The organism is Pararobbsia silviterrae (genome assembly GCF_003628125.1).
Lineage (GTDB): Bacteria > Pseudomonadota > Gammaproteobacteria > Burkholderiales > Burkholderiaceae > Pararobbsia > Pararobbsia silviterrae.
Genome location: NZ_RBZU01000035.1, coordinates 1 through 1,814, shown reverse-complemented (window position 1 = coordinate 1,814; position 1,814 = coordinate 1). Strand labels below are relative to the sequence as shown.

Sequence of the window (1,814 nt, the reverse complement as noted above, 5' to 3'; positions counted from 1 at the left end):
CCCTATGTGGTCCAGACCGATCCTCGCTTTGCGAACGACGCGACCTGGCGCTCAGCGAGCGACATGCTCGCGCAACTCGATGTCGATGCGCAGTCGGTTGCACGGTTCATCGGCGACGGCTTTTATCAGCAGCAACTCGTGCAACAGCAGATCATCGCTGCGACAGGCCACAAACACCTCGGCGACTACACCGACAACCAGAACCAATACGCCGCGCTCATCAACAACGGCGTGACCGCGGCCAAGCAATTTGACCTGAACGTCGGCACCGCGCTCACCGAGGCTCAGATGGCTGCGCTCACGCGCGACATCGTATGGCTCGTCAACGAGACGGTCACCTTGCCCGATGGCACCACACAGACCGTACTCGTGCCGCAGGTCTATCTCGTCGCGAACAACCTCGATGTGACGGGAACGGGCAGTGTGATCGCGGGCAAGAACGTGTCGATCGACAGTGAACGTCTGCACAACTCGGGCACGCTTGCAAGCCAGTCGGTGACGATCGTCACGGCCGACGGCATCACGAACTCAGGCACGCTTGCGGGGCACTCCGTGCAGGCACGCACCGTCTATGACCTGAACAACCTCGGTGGTCTGATCCAAGGCAATGCAGTCGCGCTGTCGGTCGGAGGCGATCTCAATCTCCTCTCGACAACGCAAGCCACGCACGATTTAAGCGGCAATGCCCAGACGCTCGACAAGACATCGACGATTCGCGCAGGCACGCTTGACGCTCAAGCGGGGCGCGATCTAAACGCACGCGCGGCGAATATCGAGGCAAGCGCCGACGCGACACTCGCGGCCGCACACGATGTCCATCTCGATACCGTGACCCAGTCAAGTGACGATCATGTCGCATGGGCCACGCGAGATCACGTCGAACGCGCTTCGAGCACCGATACCGGCACACGAGTATCGGCCGGCAAGAACCTGACGATCACAACCGGTCACGATGTGAACGCGACAGCCGCTTACGCGCAGGCAGGCGATGCGCTTACTGTGGCCGCCGGACACGACATCCAGATCACGGCAGGCGAGCGCAGTCTCTACGCCAATGAAGAGAACACGCAATCGCAACGTGAATTCCTGCGATCGAGATCGACACATACGATCGACACGGAGCAACAGACCGCCTCGATTGGATCGACGCTCTCCGGTAACACAGTCGATATACAGGCGGCACATGACGTGACCATCAGAGGGTCGACAGTCGCGAGTACGGGCGACGTCAATGTGCGTGCGGGTAACGATTTGAACATCGCGGCAAGCACCGATTCTTTGATCGATCGCCACTACAGCGATATCCACCTGAGCGGCTTGGGCGCGACGGGCGGCCTCTCGTACGGCACGAGCGATACGAAGACGACGGCTCAGGACACACAAACGCGCGCACACGGCAGTCTGATCGGCAGCACGGGCGGCGATGTGAGGCTTGCGGCAGGCGCGGACTTACACGCGAGTGGCAGTCAACTCATCGCCAAGCGCCACGTAAGCGGCGCGGGTGCGAACATCACGCTCGACGCAGCCACCGCCACACGAGACCACACCAAGACCGTGGAGACGGACACGTCGGGCTTTACGCTAGGGCTCGCGGGTACGGTGGGCGACGCGGTCAACGCGACGATCCAACAGGCGCAGGCGATATCGAACGGCGAAGGCGATCCGCGCGCGACGGCATTGCACGCTATTGCGTTAGCCGGCAATGCGGCGATGGCGGCGACCGGCGCAGCCGGCGCGATGGGCGGTGCAACGGGCGGCAAAACGCCGAGTGTGAGCGTACAACTGAGCTACGGCGAGACTCACAGCGAAGACAC

General features: G+C 62.1%; 1 protein-coding gene. It reads left to right on the top strand.

Features of this window, described 5'->3' with window-relative positions; genetic code table 11:
* Window positions 1-63: 63 nt before the first annotated feature.
* Window positions 64-1,814: hemagglutinin repeat-containing protein (locus D7S86_RS28875; protein ID WP_205962908.1), on the top strand; the 1,751-nt coding region annotated here is incomplete at its 3' end.